Source organism: Lysinibacillus sp. YS11 (assembly GCF_002896375.1).
GTDB lineage: Bacteria > Bacillota > Bacilli > Bacillales_A > Planococcaceae > Lysinibacillus > Lysinibacillus capsici.
Genome location: NZ_CP026007.1, coordinates 3,650,604 through 3,667,910 on the forward strand (window position 1 = coordinate 3,650,604; position 17,307 = coordinate 3,667,910).

At 38.6% G+C, this 17,307-nt stretch carries 16 protein-coding genes, 1 pseudogene and 1 riboswitch; of the genes and pseudogenes, 2 read left to right on the top strand and 15 right to left on the bottom strand.

What is annotated here, in order from left to right; all coding sequences use genetic code 11:
- Positions 1-54: 54 nt before the first annotated feature.
- The 10 genes and pseudogenes from LBYS11_RS18345 to LBYS11_RS18390 form a co-directional block, all read right to left on the bottom strand.
- A pseudogene (locus LBYS11_RS18345) lies at positions 55-905 on the bottom strand (MetQ/NlpA family ABC transporter substrate-binding protein).
- A 68-nt stretch (positions 906-973) separates the two neighbouring features.
- A complete protein-coding gene (locus LBYS11_RS18350) occupies positions 974-1,642 on the bottom strand; it encodes a methionine ABC transporter permease (RefSeq protein ID WP_004228234.1) in 669 nt (222 codons plus the stop codon).
- Positions 1,632-2,660 carry a methionine ABC transporter ATP-binding protein gene (locus tag LBYS11_RS18355; protein ID WP_004228232.1) on the bottom strand — a complete coding sequence of 343 codons (1,029 nt, stop codon included), beginning with the start codon at positions 2,658-2,660 and terminating at the stop codon, positions 1,632-1,634. Before LBYS11_RS18355 ends, LBYS11_RS18350 begins: the two co-directional genes overlap by 11 nt.
- 82 nt (positions 2,661-2,742) lie before the next feature.
- Positions 2,743-2,846, bottom strand: a riboswitch (SAM riboswitch).
- Between the two features lie 56 nt (positions 2,847-2,902).
- Positions 2,903-3,214, bottom strand: coding sequence for a thioredoxin family protein (locus tag LBYS11_RS18360; RefSeq protein ID WP_048394370.1), 312 nt, complete (start codon positions 3,212-3,214; stop codon positions 2,903-2,905).
- 14 nt (positions 3,215-3,228) lie between these two features.
- Entirely contained in the window at positions 3,229-3,570 is a 342-nt protein-coding gene (locus LBYS11_RS18365; RefSeq protein WP_004228229.1) for a toprim domain-containing protein, read from the bottom strand.
- Between the two features lie 91 nt (positions 3,571-3,661).
- A complete protein-coding gene (gene gcvH, locus LBYS11_RS18370) occupies positions 3,662-4,042 on the bottom strand; it encodes a glycine cleavage system protein GcvH (protein ID WP_004228227.1) in 381 nt (126 codons plus the stop codon).
- A gap of 81 nt (positions 4,043-4,123) precedes the next feature.
- Positions 4,124-4,480, bottom strand: coding sequence for an arsenate reductase family protein (locus LBYS11_RS18375; protein WP_103118735.1), 357 nt, complete (start codon positions 4,478-4,480; stop codon positions 4,124-4,126).
- 182 nt (positions 4,481-4,662) lie between these two features.
- Complete coding sequence (locus tag LBYS11_RS18380; RefSeq protein WP_103118736.1) at positions 4,663-6,447, bottom strand: acyl-CoA dehydrogenase family protein; 1,785 nt, start codon at positions 6,445-6,447, stop codon at positions 4,663-4,665.
- 126 nt (positions 6,448-6,573) lie between these two features.
- Positions 6,574-7,746 (bottom strand): acetyl-CoA C-acetyltransferase, encoded by a 1,173-nt coding sequence (locus LBYS11_RS18385; protein ID WP_054549464.1) that lies wholly within the window; start codon positions 7,744-7,746, stop codon positions 6,574-6,576.
- A gap of 49 nt (positions 7,747-7,795) precedes the next feature.
- A complete protein-coding gene (locus tag LBYS11_RS18390) occupies positions 7,796-10,180 on the bottom strand; it encodes a 3-hydroxyacyl-CoA dehydrogenase/enoyl-CoA hydratase family protein (protein ID WP_054549465.1) in 2,385 nt (794 codons plus the stop codon).
- Positions 10,181-10,533: 353 nt separating this feature from the next.
- Between LBYS11_RS18390 and LBYS11_RS18395 the strand changes: the two genes are divergently transcribed.
- Together LBYS11_RS18395 and LBYS11_RS18400 are read left to right on the top strand one after the other, a co-directional pair.
- Entirely contained in the window at positions 10,534-10,878 is a 345-nt protein-coding gene (locus tag LBYS11_RS18395; RefSeq protein ID WP_081010969.1) for a thioredoxin family protein, read from the top strand.
- Positions 10,879-10,934: 56 nt separating this feature from the next.
- Positions 10,935-11,438: a C39 family peptidase gene (locus tag LBYS11_RS18400; protein WP_054549466.1), complete on the top strand. Its 504-nt coding sequence runs from the start codon at positions 10,935-10,937 to the stop codon at positions 11,436-11,438.
- Between the two features lie 90 nt (positions 11,439-11,528).
- Here LBYS11_RS18400 and LBYS11_RS18405 read toward each other — a convergent pair whose 3' ends face one another.
- The 5 genes from LBYS11_RS18405 to LBYS11_RS18425 all read right to left on the bottom strand — a co-directional run bounded on the left by LBYS11_RS18405 (position 11,529) and on the right by LBYS11_RS18425 (position 17,306).
- Complete coding sequence (locus LBYS11_RS18405; RefSeq protein ID WP_004228212.1) at positions 11,529-12,416, bottom strand: 5'-3' exonuclease; 888 nt, start codon at positions 12,414-12,416, stop codon at positions 11,529-11,531.
- Between the two features lie 115 nt (positions 12,417-12,531).
- The gene (locus LBYS11_RS18410; RefSeq protein WP_233732158.1) at positions 12,532-13,518 is read right to left on the bottom strand and encodes an agmatinase family protein; all 987 of its coding nucleotides are present in this window, start codon (positions 13,516-13,518) and stop codon (positions 12,532-12,534) included.
- Positions 13,519-13,908: 390 nt separating this feature from the next.
- Positions 13,909-14,901: a polysaccharide deacetylase family protein gene (locus LBYS11_RS18415; RefSeq protein WP_103118738.1), complete on the bottom strand. Its 993-nt coding sequence runs from the start codon at positions 14,899-14,901 to the stop codon at positions 13,909-13,911.
- A 4-nt stretch (positions 14,902-14,905) separates the two neighbouring features.
- A complete protein-coding gene (locus LBYS11_RS18420) occupies positions 14,906-15,652 on the bottom strand; it encodes a hypothetical protein (protein ID WP_231595696.1) in 747 nt (248 codons plus the stop codon).
- Positions 15,633-17,306, bottom strand: coding sequence for a GNAT family N-acetyltransferase (locus tag LBYS11_RS18425; protein ID WP_103118739.1), 1,674 nt, complete (start codon positions 17,304-17,306; stop codon positions 15,633-15,635). Before LBYS11_RS18425 ends, LBYS11_RS18420 begins: the two co-directional genes overlap by 20 nt.
- Between the last annotated feature and the right edge of the window lies 1 nt (position 17,307).

A 17,307-nucleotide genomic window follows, 5' to 3' on the forward strand; every position in this document is an offset into this window, starting at 1 on the left:
AAAAGAGTACATGAGTCGTTAAACTTATGTACCCTTTTATAAAATTTTTAATTCTTATTTTACCGGTACTACTGCACCTTTCCACTCTTCTAAAATGAAGTCTTGGATTTCTTTAGATGTTAATACTTCTAATAATTTTTTAATTTCAGGTTTTGTTTCATCACCTGCACGTACAGCGATGATGTTAACATATGGAGATTCCTTATCTTCAAGAGAAATAGCATCTTCAATTGGGTTTAAACCGTTATCGATGGCAAAGTTAGAATTGATAAGTACTGCATCGCCTTCATCATTTTCGTACATTTGTACAAGCATTTCTGGGGCAGTATTTGCATCGAATTTAAAGTTTTTAGGATTTTCTTCAATATCCTTTAATTCTGCTGCTGTTTTATCAATGCCTTCTTTTAATTTGATTAAGCCTTTAGCCTCTAGCAATGACAGCATACGACCATGGTCAGATACTGAATTAGAAAGTAAAATTGTTGCGCCTTCAGGCAGGTCTTCTAACGTTTTATATTTTTTAGAGTAAATACCGATTGGTTCAATATGAACGCCACCTGCATTAACGAAATCATAGCCATTGTCTTTAATTTGTAGCTCTAAGTAAGGAATGTGCTGGAAATAGTTTGCATCAATATCTTTTGACTCTAAATCTTGGTTTGGTAGAACATAATCTGTATACGTTTCAATTTCAAGGTCTATGCCTTCTTTAGCTAAGATCGGTTTTGCTTTTTCTAAAATAACTGCGTGCGGTGTATTAGAAGCACCTACTTTTAATGTTACGTTTTCTTTGTTATCTGTTTGATCGCCAGATGCTGATTTTTCATCTTCTTTTTATCTGTACCGCAAGCTGCTAATGCTAGTACAAGTATTGATAAAAATAATCCTGCTAATAACTTTTTCATTTATGACACTCCCTTTTATTTGTTTAAAATATGTTAGCGGTAAAAACCGGAATAACCCCTTTTTCTTGCTAGCGTTTATCAATTTTCTCGGTAATTAAATCACCAATCCATTGAATAATAAATACGACTACTAAGATCAAAATAGTTGCCATTAATGTCACATCTTGGCGATTTCGCTGGAAGCCGTCTAAGAAAGCTAAGTTACCAAGACCACCTGCACCAATAATTCCTGCCATCGCTGTATATCCTACAAGAGCAACAGCCGTTACAGTGATACCAGAAATCAAAGCTGGTAATGATTCCGGAACCAATACTTTCCAAATAATCGTAGAAGTTTTTGCTCCCATTGAACGGGCTGCTTCAATCACACCTTTATCAATTTCACGTAACGCAATTAATACCATACGAGCATAAAACGGTGCTGCACCGATAATTAAAGCAGGTAACGCTGCATTGGCACCGCGAATTGTACCTAGTAAAAACTTCGTAAATGGAATTAATAAAATAATTAATACGATAAATGGAATGGAACGGAAAATATTAACGAGTGATCCTGTTAAAAAGTTAACGATTTTATTTGCCCATAACTGATTGGGGCTAGTTAGAAATAGAACAATACCAATGACTAACCCAAGAATAAATGTCACAACCGTTGATATAGCTGTCATGTATAAAGTTTCATACGTAGCTTGCCACATATTTTCCCAGTCTACATTCGGAAAGAGATTAGTTAGCATTTTCAATCACCTCCGTCTGTACTTCCACTGTATTTAAATAACGAAGGGCTTCAGTGACGTTTGTCTGAGAGCCATCAATTTGCACAATCAATGTACCATATGCACCATTTTTTGTTTGCGAAATATTTCCGTGAACAATACTTACTTCTACATCAAATTGTTTCACAAGATGTGAGATGACAGGCTGTTCTGTTTTTTCACCAACAAAAATCAATTTGACAAGTTGTCCAGTTGGATAGTTTGTTTTAATTTGTGCTACTGTATCCTGTGTTTCCTTAGTGTCTGTAATTTGAGATACAAATTTCTTAGTGATAGCCGCCTGTGGGGCTTGGAAGACTTGTAATACCTCACCACGTTCCACAATTTCGCCTGCCTCCATCACCGCTACACGATGACAAATTTTGCGGATGACATGCATTTCGTGGGTAATCAGGACGATTGTTAAGCCTAAGCGTTCATTTATATCTACGAGTAAATCAAGAATGGCATCCGTTGTTTCAGGGTCGAGTGCGGATGTCGCCTCATCACATAGTAAAACCTCTGGATTATTCGCTAATGCACGTGCAATTCCTACACGCTGCTTTTGTCCCCCAGAAAGCTGAGATGGATATGCCTTATCGCGCCCTTCTAAGCCTACAAGGGCAATTAATTCCTTCACACGCGCTTCACGTTGAGCCTTTGGGAAGCCTGCGATTTCTAAAGGGAATGCAATATTTTCGGCAACTGTTCTTGACCAAAGTAAATTAAAATGCTGGAAAATCATACTTACCTTTTGTCTAGCTGCTCTAAGTTTTTGCCCTTTTATCGATGAAAATTCTTGATTGTTCACCGTTACTGTTCCTGCTGTCGGTTTCTCTAAACCGTTTAATAAACGAATCATGGTACTTTTACCAGCACCACTATAGCCGATAATGCCAAAAATTTCACCTTTATTAATAGTAAGGTTGACGTCTTTGACTGCTGTTAATTCGCCATTTGCTGTTTTGTATTTCTTTGTAATATTTTGAAGCTGGATCATAGCGAATACTCCTTTTCTCATATAGAAAACCCCTTCACTCACAGACAAGTAGAAGGGGTCACGTATGATACGTTAAACCGTTCTCTCATCTTTCAAAGAAAAATCTTTGGGTGATTTGGCACCTTTTCACATTGTGATGGTTGCCGGGCTTCATAGGGCACTTCCCTCCGCCACTCTTCATAAGAGTTCGATATATTTAATGTTTTAATAATATATTTGATACTTTACCACGCTAGTAAAGTTCAGTCAATTGATTTTTTTAACAATTCATATAAAAATGGTACGGATTGAAAAGCATAAATCTTTTCTGTCACTTTTCCGCCATCACTGATGAGTAGACAGGGAACACTTTCAATTTGATGCTCATAAGCTATGTGTTCCAAAAAGTTGATATTTGCTTTACCCATTTGTAGCTGTGGCAGTAATTGCTCAATAATGGACATCATTTTAGATGCCACTGCACACGTTCCACACATCGGTGTATATAAATAAAATGCAGTTTTCTCTCCCGACTGTTTAGCCGCTTCCCACTGCTCTATTGACCATTCTTCCATTTACTCACGCAACCTTACAAAATATATTCATTATGGATTGAAAAATGTGCACGCAGTAAAATCATTGCTAGCACTTTTCTTGGTGTCGTTTCTACTTCCTTGTATGTTGGCATTGTGCGCAGATGCTCAGCCTCTGGATAATGTCTGTCCATTAATGCACGTAGCTTATCACCAGAAGTATCTGCATCAAAAAAAGTAAATAGCTCACAGCCCTCATAGGGATCCAGTAGTTCTTCTAATTGATGCACACCAATTGTACCATTCGTACATAGTATTGTAACATTCTCATTCAAAATAGGCTCAATTTGTAGCTTATCTGAGCGCCCTTCTACTATCAAGCATTTTCCCTCGAACATTACGCCACCTCCATTTAGAGATCCCCACTTATAAGTCATTATATAACAAAAAACGCCGGTAGTTTCCGACGTTTTTCGATTATGGCTTGTCTTATTCAGCGATCATTTCTTCGTATTGCTCTGCTGTCATTAGTTTCTCAACTTCTGATGCGTCAGCAGGCTCAACAACGATCATCCATGCTTTTTCATATGGTGATTCATTAACGAATTCTGGGCTATCTTCTAAATCTGCATTTACTTCAACTACAGTACCTGAGATTGGTGCATATAATTCAGAAACAGTTTTTACTGATTCTACGCTACCGAATGGATCATCTGTTTTGATTTCGTCGCCAACTTGTGGAAGCTCAACGAATACGATATCTCCTAATTCAGATTGTGCGAAGTGAGTAATACCAATACGTACTTTTCCATCTTCTACTTTTACCCATTCATGTTCTTCAGAGTATCGTAAGTCTTTAGGTGTGCTCATGCAAAAAACCCCTCCATAAATATGTAATATATTCACTTTCAGTGTGCCATACTTCTCCTATAAATACAAGGTTTAATACGGTTATTTCCAAGCTTGCTCAAAATCTACTTCTTTAAAACCTAAAGTAACTTTTTTTCCATCTGTCACGATGGGACGTTTAATTAACATGCCATCTGAAGCAAGTAGCTCAAGCTGCTCATCCTCCGTCATTTCTGCTAACTTGTCCTTTAAGCCAAACTCACGATATTTCATGCCTGAGGTATTAAAAAATTTCTTCAAAGGCTGTCCACTAGCTTGCCAAATAGCTGTTAATTCTTCTTTAGTGGGAGGTTGCTCTGCGATATGTACCTCTTCATAGGAAACCTCATGCTCATTTAACCACTTCTGTGCCTTTTTACATGTTGTACATTTCGGATAATGGAAAAATTGAATCGTCATTACAATGCTCCTCTTCTGTCTTTTTCTGTAGTATACCATCATAGTTGTTTTCAATGGTGAACTTCACTCTTTTTTGTAAGTTTATCCACCAGTTGTGCAAATTTATCCGCTCCTTTTACAATTATCCATCTCATAAAAAAACCTAGCTATCTTTTGCAGATAGCTAGGTTAAATTTGCACTATTAAACAATATATTTTTCAGCATCAATTAATTTAACGGAAGCCTCACGCTTCTTCGCAATTAAATTATATGGATTATTACGCGTTAGCTTACGCAGTGCAGATAATGTCATACGGGCTGCATCGCCATCCGCTGAAGCAAGAATTGTGTCTTTTGCTTCTTTTTCGATTTCTGCGAATGCTTCTTGGCAGAAAATTTGTGTGTATAGCAATTTTTGATGTGCTTTTTCAGCACCGTCACGAGCAATTGCTTTTTCTGTACGTAAGACAGCTGATTCCATTGCAAATAATTGGTTAGCTATATTCGCAATGTTTACCAATACTTCTTGCTCTTGATCAAGTTTTGCACCAAAGCGTTGTGCTGCTAATCCTGCAGCTAATACAGCAATCTTCTTGGCATTTTTCACTAAATATTTTTCTTGTGCTAACGGCTCTGTACCGATTTCCTCTGGCATTAGCATAAGCAGCTCTTGCTGTAAATTTTGAGCAACTTGTAATAATGGCAGCTCACCTTTTAGCGCCTTTTTCATAAATGTACCAGGTACAATCATGCGGTTAATTTCGTTTGTACCTTCAAAAATTCGATTAATACGAGAATCACGGTAAATACGCTCTACCTCATACTCAGCCATAAAGCCATAACCGCCATGAAGTTGTACTGCTTCATCTGCAATATAGTCTAATGTTTCTGAACCGAATACTTTGGCAATAGAGCATTCAATAGCATATTCAGCAATCGCACCTGCAATCACTCTTCCTTGCTTTTGCTCTTCTAGGCTTAATTGGCTTAAACGATCCTCAAATAGACCCACAGTACGATAGTTTAATGATTCTGAAGCATACAATTGAGAAGCCATCGTTGATAATTTTTCTTTTGTCAGATTGAAATCAGAAAGCTTTGTCTTAAACTGCTGACGTTGGTTTGTATACTGAATAGCTAACTCCAATGCACGTTTCGATCCGCCAATTGTGCCCACGCCTAGTTTATAACGACCAATGTTTAAAATATTGAACGCAATGATATGCCCACGACCAATTTCGCCTAATAGATTTTCTACAGGTACTTCCGCATCTTCCAATACTAATGTACGAGTTGATGATGATTTAATCCCCATTTTCTTTTCTTCAGGACCAACTGAAACACCATTGTAGGCACGTTCTACGATAAAGGCGGAGAATTTATCGCCATCAATTTTTGCGTAGACCACAAATACATCAGCAAAGCCTGCATTCGTAATCCACTGTTTTTCACCATTTAAAATATAATGTGTGCCAGCTTCGTTTAATTTTGCAGTCGTTTTTGCACCTAGAGCATCTGAACCTGAACCTGGCTCTGTTAATGCATAGGCAGCGATTAATTCACCTGAAGCAAGCTTAGGTAAATATTTTCTCTTTTGATCTTCATTACCGAATAGAACAATTGGTAATGACCCAATACCAACGTGAGCACCATGTGTGATAGAGAAACCACCTGCAACAGACATTTTTTCAGCGATTAAAGCTGAAGAAACTTTGTCTAATCCTAGCCCTTCGTATTCTTCAGGCACATCTGCTCCAAGTAAGCCTAATTCGCCTGCACTTTTTAGGAGACGCACTGAATGCTCAAATTCATGGTGCTCTAAATTTTCCACTACTGGTAAAACTTCATTTGTAACGTATTCCTCTGTTGTTTTAGCAATCATTTTATGCTCGTCAGTGAAATCTTCCGGTGTAAATACACGATCTAATTCCACATCTTCAATAAGAAATCCGCCGCCTTTAATGAAATCAGTTGTTTTTTCAGTCATGATTAATTCCTCCCAATATATCTTTTTGTTAGTTGATTCCCCTAATGATCATGTATAGAAAAGCTTGACGTATACAATGTTCGGAGGCAACCGTAAACAGTACACCTCAAGCTGATCTAGCAAAAATTATAGAATTTCAAATACGCCAGCAGCACCCATGCCGCCACCAATACACATTGTCACTACACCATATTTCTTCCCTTGACGCTTCAATTCATGAATTAGCTTTAATGTTAAAATAGCTCCCGTTGCGCCTAGTGGATGACCTAATGCAATCGCTCCACCATTGACATTGACTTTCTCTTGGTCGATGCCTAAATGACGTACCACCTGTAATGACTGTGAAGCAAATGCTTCATTGATTTCCCATAAATCAATATCTTCGATGGATAAACCTGCAATTTCCAACGCTTTTGGCACTGCCACGATAGGCCCGATACCCATTACTTCAGGAGGTACACCGCCAACTGCAAAGCCTAGGAATTTTGCCATTGGTGTCAGTCCTTGCTTGTCAGCCTCTTCACGATCCATTACTAGTACAGCTGCTGCACCATCAGAAGTTTGAGAGGCATTGCCCGCCGTTACACTGCCTTTTACGTGGAAAGCTGGACGTAGTTTGGCTAAACCTTCAACTGATGTACCTGGACGTACACCTTCATCCATACTGAATGTGAATTTTTTCACTTGTGGTTTATTGTTATCGTCTACGTAATGCTGTTCCACTTCAATTGGTACAATTTCATCATTGAATTTACCTTCTTTAATTGCCTTTTCAGCAAGCTCATGCGAGCGAACAGCAAAAGCATCTTGGTCTTCACGACTAACATTATATTGACGAGCTACTTCCTCAGCTGTATGCCCCATGCCCATATAATACTGTGGAGCCGTTTCTGCTAAAGTCGGATTTAAACGTGGTGTATTCCCTACCATCGGCACCATACTCATGGATTCTACACCACCAGCAAGAATAGCCTTTGAGTGTCCTAGCATAATTCGCTCTGCTGCATAAGCAATTGCCTGTAAACCTGATGAGCAAAATCTATTGATTGTCAGAGCAGGCGTTGTATCTGGTAATCCAGCAAGTGCCCCAATACTACGTGCTACATTCATTCCTTGCTCTGCTTCTGGCATTGCACAGCCTAAAATTAAATCATCAATTGGCCCTTCATAGCCTGCTCTTTTCAATGTTTCCTTGACTACAACAGCACCAAAATCATCTGGTCTTACTGTTGCTAAAGAACCTTTTTTTGCTTTTCCAATTGGAGTTCGTGCTCCTGCTACAATAACGGCTTCACGCATCGTATTAATCCCCCTTTGTTTCATGTGCAAGATTGATCTATTTCGTCAATTAGTTACGAAGTGGTTTACCTTTTAACAGCATGTGTTGCATTCTCTGCTGTGATAGTGGATCAGCAACAAGACTAAGGAATGCCTCACGCTCTAAGTTCAATAAATATTGCTCATCGACTAATGTGCCGTACGGAACCTTTCCACCTGCAATAACATAAGCTAATTTTTTAGCAATTTTTAAATCATGTTCGCTAATAAAGCCTGACTCAAACATTCCTTGCGCACCGATGAGTAATGTACCATAGCCTGATGCACCGACCACTGGCACTTTTGTTGGTACAGGTGGTTGATAGCCCGCTTCGTAAAGTGCTAATGCCGCCTGCTTCGCATCATACAATTGATGATCTGGATTAACTGAAATACCATCCGCAAAGTTTAGGAAATTATTTTCACGTGCTTCCTCACCAGATGTTGAAACCTTCGCCATCGCAATTGTTTCAAATACTTTATTAGCAATATGTTGATAGTCTACCTCTACGCCGTTTGGTAAGCCCTTTAGGAATTTCTGATAGAGTGCTTTATTTCCGCCACCACCTGGGATTAATCCAACCCCTACTTCCACTAAGCCCATATATGTTTCCATTGTTGCTTGAATATGTGCAGCTGGTAAGCAAACCTCTGCTCCCCCGCCTAATGTCATGGCAAACGGTGCTGCTACAACAGGCTTACGTGAATATTTAATTTTCTGCATAGCATCTTGGAATGCTTTAATGACGAAATCTAGCTCAAATATATTATCATCCTGTGCTTCTACCAAAATCATTCCTAGATTTGCCCCAACACAGAAGTTTTTCCCCTGATTACCGATGACTAAGCCCTTATAGTTAGCCTCTACTTCATCTACCGCAAAGTTAATCATTTGAATAATATCCAAGCCGATTGCATTGGATTGCGAATGGAACTCCAGTAATGCAATTCCATCCCCTAAATCTATTAAACTAGCACCTGTGTTTGATTTAATCACACCATGCTTTTTCTTATAACGTTTTAAATTAATCTCTTTTTCATTGACTGGCACTTTCACATATTGTGAACCATTATAGTAAGCTAAATCTCCGTCTAATTCTGTATAGAATGTCTCCACGCCATTTGCTAACATCTCTTTGACAAAAGCAGGTACCTCTCGGCCCTCAGCCTCCATTTTCGCCACAGAATCTTTTACGCCTATAGCATCCCAAATCTCAAATGGCCCTTGTTGCCAGCCGAATCCCCATTTCATCGCGTTATCAATGGCTACGATATCATCTGCAATCTCCCCATGTAGCTGTGCAGAATAAAGGAGCGTTGGTGCAAAAATCCCCCATAATAGCTCGCCTGTACGATCCTTTGCATAGGTTAACGCCTTCACTTTATTAGCCAATCCACGAGTTTGTTTTGCCATTTCAATAGAAGGTGTTTTTAATTTTTTGGCTGGACTATACGTTAAGGTTGCTGGATCAATCTCATGTATCTCTTTTCCTTGTTTTAAGAAGAAACCTTGACCTGATTTTGCTCCTAGCCAACCGTTTGTGACCATTTTTTGTAAAAATTCAGGTACTGCAAATACTTGCTGCTCCTCACCTGTTGTTTGATCGTAAACATTTTTCGCTACATGAATGAATGTATCTAAACCAACTACATCTAGCGTACGGAAAGTTGCAGACTTTGGACGGCCGATAAGCGGACCTGTTACAGAGTCTACCTCACCAACAGAGTAACCACCTTTTAACATTTCCTGTAAAGTGATAAGTAAACCATATGTTCCGATGCGGTTGGCAATAAAGTTTGGTGTATCTTTTGCAAGTACAACTCCTTTACCAAGCACATCTTCCCCAAACGTTTTCATGAAGCTAACTACTTCAGGTGCAGTTGTATTGGCAGGAATCACTTCTAATAACTTTAAATAGCGAGGTGGGTTGAAAAAATGTGTGCCAAGAAAATGCTTTTGAAAATCATCTGAACGTCCCTCTGCCATCGCATTAATGCTAATACCAGATGTATTTGAACTAATGATTGTTCCTGGTGAACGAACCGCATCAATTTTTTCATAAAGACTTTGTTTAATTGGTAAATTTTCTACAACAACCTCAATAATCCAATCTACATCTTTTAGTTTCCCTAGATCGTCTTCAAAGTTGCCAACTGATAGTAGTGATAAATTTTTCTTAGAAGTAAGTGGTGCTGGCTTTTGCTTTAATAACTTTTGCAAAGCTCCGTTTACAATACGATTTCTAACAGCTGGATGCTCTAAAGAAAGGCCTTTTGCTTCTTCCTCTTGCGTCAGTTCCTTCGGTGCTATATCCAATAGTAATGTTGGTATACCGATATTTGCTAAATGTGCTGCAATTCCAGAGCCCATCACCCCAGAACCTAGAACAGCTGCTTTTTTAATGTTGTAAGTCACAAGCAATTCCCCCTTATTCTCCCATTGAATGAATAGCCATTCATTTTTTGGCCAAAAAAATATCAAGTGTTCCTTAGTGAATTTTTTGTCCTTTTGTTGAATGAGATTCCCTCCACTCAACCAAGCACGACTAAGGTTTATCTTCGCTTCAAAATGACACTTCTCAATGAATGAAGATAAAACTACTTTTCTGTTTTTAGTGTAGATTATTTTGTCTAATTTAGCAATCTTTTTTCAAGAATTATTTTTGCAGTATACATCTTTTTTTGTTTTTAACGAGCTAAAAAAGGACAAGAAGTAGCGATTGAAACGGCCAAACAGAAAACTTTCAGATTGCGAGAAAAATGTGTAGAATGGAAAGCAAGGAGAGTGAATACTTAATGAAAACTATTACTACTGCAGAACAATTTAACGAATTAATCGCTGGCGACCAAAAAGTTTTAGTGAAATTTTATGCTGGCTGGTGCCCTGATTGCACACGTATGAATATGTTCATCGATCCAATCATTGAAGAGTACAACCAATATGATTGGTATGAGCTAAACCGAGACGAGCTTCCAGAAATCGCTGATAAGTACGATGTTATGGGAATTCCAAGTCTATTGATTTTCCAAAATGGTGAAAAACTTGCACACTTACATAGTGCAAATGCAAAAACACCTCAGCAAGTAACAGAATTTTTATCTGCTCAACAATAATGGCGAGAGAGCTGCATTTCTTCTTGAAATGCAGCTCTTTTTGAAAGGAGTTTATTATGCGTCAACAATTGGCACTACGAGGGGCTTCACAATATGAGATTTCCATTGCACCAAGCTATCGCAATTCTGCCTGTGGACCTACTACGATTCATGTCATCTTAAAATTTTTAAATGAGTCAGCTCCTTCAATTAATGAGCTATATAAACTGCTTGGTGGTACAAAAATTGGCTTATTCAAATGGAGACTGATTCACAATCTTCGTCAATTGCTTCCAACTTGGGATATTCGAACATGTTCATTAAAGGAAGCTCTACAGGAAATTGACGCAGGTCGACCAGTTGCTATGCGTTTTGATCGCTATTTTAGCCTTCAGTGGCGTGATAAAAAATCAACCTTTGCTTATCATTGGGTACCGCTTATAGGCTATGAGATAAAAAATGATGAGCTATGGCTAATATTCCATGATAATGGTGGTCCACAACGTGATAGCCAAATTCGTCAGGCTCTCTATAAAGACAACGAAAAGGTATTATCCTTCGTGAAAATGGTTCCTTACTAGAGCAAATATCGATTAGCCTTCTTTTTGCTCTCTATTCTTTTCCTTACAATAAAAAAAGCAGAGCATATGACTATACTCTGCGATGATTGATTAAATAAGCGAATACAAAGAACGGGCGTGCTTGGCAATTAGTGTGTAGCCACGCTCTTCTATTGCTTTAAAAATATGTGGTTCGTAAGTTGGTAACACAAGGCTTGTAAAATCAGCGTCAATTGGTACATTGGTTTGAATCGTTGCAAGCTCATGTGATAGCTGCAACATATCTAAATTATCTTGAATTTTTGTTCTTTGACCTGGCTTCAATTCACCGAGTGATGCCAGTATTTTGTCTATTGAGCCATATGTTTGAATAAGCGTTAACGCTTGTTTTGGGCCAATCCCTTTCACACCTGGATAGCCATCACTTGAATCACCCATAAAGGCTTTCACCTGTGCAAACTGTGAAGGTTCAATACAATATTCTTCTTTAAAGCGAGCATGCGTATAAATATCGTATTCTGTATAGCCCTTTTTCATAAACGCAATTTCTGTAGATGGCCTTAAAAGCTGAAGTAAATCCTTATCACCACTAATGACCGTAATGTCTGCCTCGTCCTGCCATTTCGTTATCATGGAGCCAATTAAATCATCTGCCTCCATGCCCTTCACCCCGAAATTTTGCCAACCCATTTGCTGCGATAAATTTTTCGCCATATCAAATTGTGGTAGCATTTCCTCTGGAGGTGCTGGGCGATTAGCTTTATAGCCATCAAATAAATCATTGCGGAATGTATGTGCGCCCATATCCCAGCAAACAGCCATATGTGTTGGCTTCATAATAGTTTGTGCTGTTAGAACATGTCGCACAAATCCTTGGGCCCCATTCGTAGGTGTTCCATCTGCCAAGCGAATAAAATGCCCCATGGCAGCCGAAGCGAAAAAAGAACGGAATAACAGTGCCATACCGTCGACAATCAATAATCTTGGTTTTGTTGTCATCATAAATTTCCTCTCTATTACAATACAAAGTTTGTATTTATTTATTGTTTTCTATTTAAACATTATAGCAAACTTTTAAAAATCAGCATTGTTAATACTCGGAAATACACTTGCTTTACAACATAACCTTTCCTTTTTTCGAGATACGATTGCGATGATCTAGTTGAATGCCTGTCAACCATTGTAAAAATGCAGTTACACCGATTTTAACAGTTTCTGGACGTAGTATACCTTCTTTAGGATCAGCATAAACAAAATCAATATGACGAACACCCTCATTTTCGCCAATAAGCTTGAGGATATCGAATAACTCATAAGCCGTTAAACCACCAGGTGAAGCTGCAGGAACATCACAGGCAAATACAATATCAAGTGCATCTAAATCCACAGACACATAAATGCGATCTACTTCATACATAAGCTGACGCAGCATTTCACGTATTGTGAGTTGAATACCATCACGCCGCATTTGCTTTAACGTAATCATATGAATGCCTTGTTCTTTAGCATAATGAATCATTTCGGGTGAATTGAAAAAGCCATGCAAACCGACATTATAGACATGTCTCCCCTCCACAACCCCTGCTGCAATTAACTGATGAATTGGAGAATCTTGTGCTAAACCAATTTCCTCTTGGTTTCTTGCATCTAAATGCGTGTCAATCTGAATGATGCCAATGCGATCCTGTGGGAAGGCATTTTTTATACCTTTTATGGAGTGCGCTGTAATAGTATGATCTCCCCCAATCAAACAAGTAAAACTTCTTTGAAAGGCTATACTTAAATTTTCTGCAGCAGCCTCGATGGCAGATTCCGAAAGCATTCGATCATTTTCTAGAATCGCCACATCCCCAATGTCCACAACTGAAAGGGCACGTAAATTCACCTGCTCATCTAAATTATATGATTGAAAACCTGGCCAAGCCTTACGAAAGGCTGTTGGGTATTGCGCTTTTGACGACGCACCATTGGTATATGATAAAAGCGCTCCATATACGACAATATCCACCTCATTCGGATTCGGATTTGTTTGCTGCTTTATCCACTGATGCATAGCTGATCCATTCTCCTGTTTCCATTGGCATTCTGATTGTATAAACATATTCATCTACCACCTTCTTCTCTTTTCCATTCAAGTTCAATTGACCTAAATCAATTGGTGCTCCCCTGTAAATGTCCTAACATATTTTCTTTATAGTAATAGTACCATTCGTACAATGATTTTCGTCAAAGTTTTTCTTTTTTCTCTTATAGTGAAAATATTCTTTTGATCAAACAAAAAAAGCAAACTTGAAATCAGTTTGCTCAGAAATTACATATTTCTTTTGTTAGGAGATTGTGGCTGTTCTCAAATTTTTGAGTGTTGTTCACCTACCTTGAGCGCTTTGACACTCTTAATAAATGACTTTCTCTCGTTTGCAAGCACTTTAATTACTCTTCAGAGAGCAAACCTCTTTTTTACCAACTCTTCGTACAGAGAGCTCTTCCATTATTACTTCTGCTGTTTCGAAAGGCTTTCGCAAAGTTCTGCTACCTCATACATGGAATAGCTTTGGAAATCATATTGACTACGCAGCTCTTGATGATAACTTAATAGTTCTTCTAGCATCGCCAAATTCTTATCAATATGCTTACCAAAATTATGAGGATGCCACCATAAATGATAAAAGGCTTGTGCCTGTGCAGCCTTGAGCATGCCTTCCTTTATTCGCTTTACTTTTAAATTTTCGAATATACGTAATGGACTACAGTATGGCCTTAAAAAAGCACTTGATCGAATATTAATCAGTTGCTCCTCTTGCATTTCTTCCAGGGTGGCTATATGATGACCAGTTATATTCCAATAGCTATCTATCCACTTCTTAGCACCTAAAAGTCTTCCCTTTTTCGTAAACTTTTGTGCGTCATATAGCTCATGATTTTCGGTGCCTCTATAGCAAACATATCCCTCTTCTAAACAAGCTGTAAAATAGTCTTTGTTTATTTGATTACGAGGAAAGACAATCGATTTCATAGGCGCAGTATAGCCGTCACTGATTGTTTTGGTTGCATGTAAATCCGCACAAAAGGCAGCTTTCGTTTGGCCCTTCTCCAAGCAATAAAAATGAGAAAAGGTATGACTTCCTATTTCCTGATGTGGTGTACGTTTAATTTCCTCAATTAATGATTTACCAAAATGCAGGAGATCTTCTTGTTCATTTTCGCCAACTTTTGCTAGCTGTGTATGTGCTGCAAAGCGCATATTTTCATATTTCACAGGGATACCTCGCAAATAATGAGCCATTTCTGCCTTTGATTCAGCAAACAATAATCCAACTGTAGCCCAAGTTGCATGGATGTCATATTGCTCAAATAACGCTAGTATCCTGGGCAAGGCTTTACGGACACCATATAGGTTTTTATTGTATTGGCCATAACGAAATACGTCATGGACACCCCAATTCAGCTCAAAATCTAATGAAATAACGAGACCCCCACCATTCATGTTGCTACTTCCTCCATTTTTGCACACCTAGTAAAAGTGCACGTATTTTTGATTGGATAATGTAGCCTGAGTAAACATGAACAACCTGGCCACCAAAGCTTAATTTAAAGGCTCGTACATTTCGATTGTCCGTTAATTCTCCCATATCATATAAGACAAAACCTTGCTCCTTTAGGTGTAGCAGGTTATGCCAAATTAAAAACCGATTTGCATAACGGAAAGGACGTTTTAATTGTGCAGGCAATGCGGTTGCATGACATGTTGCCTCGAAATAAGACATCGCTTTTTTCTCATGCACAATATCTAATCGATAACATAATGTCTGTCCACAAAAACTCTGGATCTCCGATAATAATAAGGCACCCTGTTCATTGAGGAGCAGAATGGTTTCCATTTGCGACTTGCCGATTGCTTCAATTTTTTTTCTTTTGGCAAATTGATTGTAAAATTGCTGAAAGGCTTTCAAATTTTCTATGGATGGCTCTTTATACAAAATGACTTGATAGGATTCTTTTTGGGCACGTCGTAAGATTTTACGATTACCTTCAGACAGTGCTAAATATAATGAAAGCTCATGCTCTTGCAAATAAATGTGAATCGTTTCGCTTTTTACAAGCTTCCGACTTGGTACTAATGAATGCGTATAGCCTACAACTTTCATAGACTTTCGAAAATTGGCTGGCTTTTCGAGAAAATAAAAATGCTGCATTGCGATATTCCATCGCTTACTTTTAATGGACAGAATGTACATCGCCCCCACTCTCTGTATATTTTTCTACACGGTGTCGCTCAAAACGAGCAAGTTTATAATGTTTCATTCGAGAAATAGGTTTATAGCCTAGTTGTACTAAGCGCTTGCGCTTGCGCCATTGCCAAAAACTTACCGATACCCACAATGTTTGTGCTGGTTTTATTTTCCGTAAAAAAGCTGTAATAATGTCGATTTGTTTGAAAACATCATAGGCTAAAAAATAGGTTTGCTTCGGTAAGGCTTCTACAATTTGCATTGAATCCACTCGCCAGTTTGTGGCATGTAATGCAAACGCCAGCTTATTCGTTTCCGCAAAGGAGTCTTTATAAATCGTATAGCCCTTATAAAGGAGGGCCATGACTTCTTCCTGATCAAGTTGCATCGCTTCCTGAATCGACATTTCTTCAAATAAGTTTCCGACAGGTTGCTGTGGTGATACGTCATCTGATGGGGATAATTCATACAGCTCCACTTGTTTCAAACGAATAAATTTTTCTACGAATTGTTGTCCATATTCTAGCCAATCTTTTACCTTTCCATACTTTACTAAATATCGTAAATGGCCCAGTGTGTTACGCTTCCAATCTACGACTCGTTGGTTCCCTTTCATAAATTCTTTGAGCCTTTGCTTTAACGATAAAAAACCTGCCAGTAGATTTGTACGTTTCGTACCGCTGCTAGCAAGCATCTGTCTTGTAAAATCAATGTCTGAGCGCCAATCAAATTTATAAGACTCATAGCCTATGCTCATATCATATAAGCGATAGTTAGCAGTAAACGTTCGCTGGATGGCTTCCTGAGTGACTATCCGACCAGCACCAAATAAATTAAAAGTTGGCTCATGTGCAAGGGCATAGGTTACATAGCGGCCACGACAGCATAATCCATAAGTAAAAGCAATCCACTGGTTTTCAAAGACAAGAGCATCGACCTCTACCTGTAACGCCTCACCTTTAAGCATCGTTAAACGCTCAAAAAAATCTCTTTTCTTGCCTTTTGTAAAGCCACTTGTATCTAGTTTTTTTGCCCATCGTCGATCAAATAACCGAAACATTTGCCAAAGCTCGTCCTGTGAAGCCTCACGTCTTTCTAAGGAGCCTAAATTTCTTAGTTTTCGTTCTCGTCGATCAACGCCATGCATTTTTCGACGTTGATTGAAATGGCGCTGAAAATCAATTTCTGAAAAAGCAAGATAGGGTGTCACAACTCGGAACAGGCTTGTACGTAATTGTCTTTCTACAAAGTATTGCTCTAAGATCTTAGTAGACACCTTGCTTTCTAATAACCCATGCAAGGAAAAAAGAATATGTCGATGCTTTTTAATGAGCTCATCAAAAACAAAGGTTGTAACTTGCTGTAACCATTCCTTTTTAGCCACAACCCCTGTATAATTGGCGATGTTTTCTCCCGCAAAAGCATACACCCTTACCCCCCAACGAATAGACACTGTAAAAGGAAAAAAGGCCCTAATTGTCCCCTCATGTTCAATGGCGTAAAGCTCTACACGCTCTTTCCGTCCTACAATTTGCCACCAATTATAAAACCAAGCAAATTCTATAAATGGATTATCATTGTTCTCTTCTTCTAAAATGGCATCCCAAATTTCCTTGTACCACATAAGCTCATCATCAGTTCTAATGCGAATTAATTGCAAT

Coding starts and splice junctions, on each gene's coding strand:
- gcvH (WP_004228227.1), bottom strand. CDS start 4,042: ATGAGCACACCTAAAGACTTACGATACTCTGAAGAACATGAATGGGTA.
- LBYS11_RS18395 (WP_081010969.1), top strand. CDS start 10,534: ATGGAAAGCAAGGAGAGTGAATACTTAATGAAAACTATTACTACTGCA.
- LBYS11_RS18380 (WP_103118736.1), bottom strand. CDS start 6,447: ATGACTGAAAAAACAACTGATTTCATTAAAGGCGGCGGATTTCTTATT.
- LBYS11_RS18400 (WP_054549466.1), top strand. CDS start 10,935: ATGCGTCAACAATTGGCACTACGAGGGGCTTCACAATATGAGATTTCC.
- LBYS11_RS18385 (WP_054549464.1), bottom strand. CDS start 7,746: ATGCGTGAAGCCGTTATTGTAGCAGGAGCACGAACTCCAATTGGAAAA.
- LBYS11_RS18420 (WP_231595696.1), bottom strand. CDS start 15,652: ATGTACATTCTGTCCATTAAAAGTAAGCGATGGAATATCGCAATGCAG.
- LBYS11_RS18365 (WP_004228229.1), bottom strand. CDS start 3,570: ATGTTCGAGGGAAAATGCTTGATAGTAGAAGGGCGCTCAGATAAGCTA.
- LBYS11_RS18405 (WP_004228212.1), bottom strand. CDS start 12,416: ATGACAACAAAACCAAGATTATTGATTGTCGACGGTATGGCACTGTTA.
- LBYS11_RS18410 (WP_233732158.1), bottom strand. CDS start 13,518: ATGTTTATACAATCAGAATGCCAATGGAAACAGGAGAATGGATCAGCT.
- LBYS11_RS18355 (WP_004228232.1), bottom strand. CDS start 2,660: ATGATCCAGCTTCAAAATATTACAAAGAAATACAAAACAGCAAATGGC.
- LBYS11_RS18375 (WP_103118735.1), bottom strand. CDS start 4,480: ATGACGATTCAATTTTTCCATTATCCGAAATGTACAACATGTAAAAAG.
- LBYS11_RS18415 (WP_103118738.1), bottom strand. CDS start 14,901: ATGAATGGTGGGGGTCTCGTTATTTCATTAGATTTTGAGCTGAATTGG.
- LBYS11_RS18360 (WP_048394370.1), bottom strand. CDS start 3,214: ATGGAAGAATGGTCAATAGAGCAGTGGGAAGCGGCTAAACAGTCGGGA.
- LBYS11_RS18350 (WP_004228234.1), bottom strand. CDS start 1,642: ATGCTAACTAATCTCTTTCCGAATGTAGACTGGGAAAATATGTGGCAA.